Here is a 2,139-nt window from a genome sequence, read left to right as displayed (position 1 = left end):
GAGCAAGCATCCTTTTTATCTATTCGTTAAAAGATGGCCCACTATTTCATGAAAAACACCTCTCTGGAAGATGGGGTTTATAGAGCGCTTACATTATAGTAGCCTTGGAGACAAAGTCCTTTTTAGTTACCCTGAAAAAACCATGAAAATGGTTAAAGGTTTTGTTGATTCTGAAAGATACACTTTTGACTATCTCCCCGAGTGCATATCTGTATTCCGCTGGGACATCGCCCTTTCAAGAGTCTTACTTGATTTTCTTCAGCTTGGCGGCCAAAACCATATCCATTTTTGTAAACAGTGCGGGCGGTTCACCGTGATAAAGCGCAAGGGCCGGAAAGAATATTGTTCAAGTCTGTGCCGGGTCCGGGCCAGTAATGAAAGGATAGCACAGGCGGGGAATTAACCAGGCTGTTATTTTATCTTCCTGTTTCCAGGCCCGGTTTAAATTCAACATTCAAGTAAATTTCAGATAAATGCAGCTCACAGTTAACAGATTCTATTTTCACGCTTTGTTCTTCTTTATCGTACAATTTGTACTGCCAAATATCTTTGGTGCGGATATATTGTTCTACTGAATATTCGTATTGTGAAACAAGAATGTATTCTTTCAAGGTTGATATCTGCTGGTAAGCTTTGAATTTTTTCCCTCTATCATAACTCTCAGTAGATTCAGATAAAATCTCCATAATGACAACAGGGTTCATCAGTGTGTCAAATTCATTATCTTCAAATTCAGGTTCACCACAATATATTACAATGTCCGGGTAGACGTATTTATCTTCAATCTTTACGCGCATATCATTAGAAAGAGGGTTGCATGGGGATTTACAACCTTTTAGCTTCATTCCTAATTCTCTTATGAGATTTACATTAATCTGATTGTGATTGAATTTTGCACCTACCATGGCAAAGATTTCACCGTCATAAAATTCATGCTTAATATATAGGGAACTTCTTTCCATTTCCAGATATTGAGCAGGTGTCATTTTATTTTTTTCTTGTGGTTGTGCATTCATGCCCTGATTCCTATTTTTATTTAGATTCGTTTTTTTGGGTAAAAAGGCCGGTTAAGCAGTTTTAATACTCAACTGGCAGTCAAGGGCCTTCAAGACCTTCACTATGGTATCAAATTGAGGGGAACCGTTTTCCGACAACGCCCGATACAAATGCTGCCTACTTAGTTTTGTTGCCTTGGCTATATCCGTCATTCCTTTGGCTTTAGCAATATTGCCCAGGGCGATCTTTAAAAGCTCTGCGTTCCCTTCCTCAAGTGTGGCCTGTAAATATTCCCGGATCATTTCCGGGGAATCCAGGTGTTCACTGACATCAAATTCCCTTGTGGTGACTTTCATTGTAAATCCTTAATCCCGGCAAACCATTTATCAAAGGCTTTTGTTGTTTCAATTTCATATTCCATACACCACTGTCTCTTATAACAGACAACATATCAAGAACAATCTTCAAACCATAAAACACCACATTACGGTAAGATAGCGAAAAAGATCATTGTGTAGTTTGTACCTATTTGATTTTAAAGAATATTACCTTTGATTATTGCTTTACAGTTTGATATTATAAAAGAAAGTTTAAGTCAAACTTTTACAAAATGAGTTACTTGCATCTGACCCCAAACAGGTGACCAAAGAATAACCAAATTTGGGAAAATGTTACCCAAAACAAAAACAGCCGGATAGACATTTCATCTAACTGGCTGTTTTTATTATTGGTACCGAAGAGAGGACTTGAACCTCCACGCCTCACGGCACTAGATCCTAAGTCTAGCGTGTCTACCAGTTCCACCACTTCGGCAAAGCAAAAATATGACCTTGAGCGACCTTTATAGTTAGATACAGGCTATAATGTCAAGGGTCAAATATAAAAAAAATTATAAGGTAAACTGAAAAGGCACTGACAATAGCATGATACTTAAAGCCTTTTAATAGTAACACGGAGACATTCTACTTTGCCACACAGTCTCCCCATGCAGTACCATAGATACAAAAAAATCTCTGATAAAAATAAAAAAAACCCTGACCAAGTATCCCTTGATCAGGGCTTTTAAAAAAGAACCGGCAGCGTTCTACTCTCCCACACAGTCTCCCATGCAGTACCATCGACGCTAAAGAGCTTAACTTCCGT

The 2,139-nt window shown here is 38.3% G+C and carries 2 protein-coding genes, 1 tRNA gene and 1 rRNA gene; all 4 read right to left on the bottom strand.

Annotated elements, in window-relative coordinates; translation table 11 throughout:
- Window positions 1–416: 416 nt before the first annotated feature.
- Window positions 417–1,016 carry a Uma2 family endonuclease gene (locus tag Q366_RS19125; protein WP_035242414.1) on the bottom strand — a complete coding sequence of 200 codons (600 nt, stop codon included), beginning with the start codon at window positions 1,014–1,016 and terminating at the stop codon, window positions 417–419.
- 51 nt (window positions 1,017–1,067) lie between these two features.
- Entirely contained in the window at window positions 1,068–1,352 is a 285-nt protein-coding gene (locus tag Q366_RS19120) for an addiction module antidote protein (protein WP_035242413.1), read from the bottom strand.
- Window positions 1,353–1,724: 372 nt separating this feature from the next.
- Window positions 1,725–1,809: transfer RNA gene (locus Q366_RS19115), tRNA-Leu, on the bottom strand.
- A gap of 258 nt (window positions 1,810–2,067) precedes the next feature.
- A 5S ribosomal RNA gene (rrf, locus tag Q366_RS22490) occupies window positions 2,068–2,139 on the bottom strand; the annotation flags it as partial.

This window comes from Desulfobacter vibrioformis DSM 8776 (genome assembly GCF_000745975.1).
GTDB lineage: Bacteria > Desulfobacterota > Desulfobacteria > Desulfobacterales > Desulfobacteraceae > Desulfobacter > Desulfobacter vibrioformis.
This window is presented reverse-complemented; position numbering and strand designations above follow the sequence as displayed.